Below are 235 nucleotides of genomic sequence, written 5' to 3'. Positions count from 1 at the left end.
GGCACAATCACATCGGTGCGGTCGAAGGTCTCAATCAGGGTCGAGCGAACAGAGATGTCGCGCACGTAGGCCATAAGCCCGCGATCATTGATACAATCCCCTTTGGAGACCGGACGCTCGATCAACAGAATAATCACGGAGACGAAGTTCGACACGATGGTCTGCAGGCCAAAGCCGATCCCAACCGACAGCGCACCAGCGACGATCGCCAGAGACGACAGATCAAGACCAGCCG

General features: G+C 57.0%; 1 protein-coding gene. It reads right to left on the bottom strand.

The genetic code is table 11. The annotated features are described in order from the left end of the window. Positions 1-235, bottom strand: a 235-nt coding sequence (locus R0J92_RS26720) for a mechanosensitive ion channel domain-containing protein (protein ID WP_411053908.1), incomplete at both ends; no start/stop codon positions are given.

It is taken from the genome of Tritonibacter sp. SIMBA_163 (assembly GCF_046535935.1).
Taxonomy (GTDB): domain Bacteria; phylum Pseudomonadota; class Alphaproteobacteria; order Rhodobacterales; family Rhodobacteraceae; genus Epibacterium; species Epibacterium scottomollicae.
The sequence above is the reverse complement of the archived record's forward strand: the minus strand, read 5'-3'. Positions and strand labels throughout refer to the sequence as shown.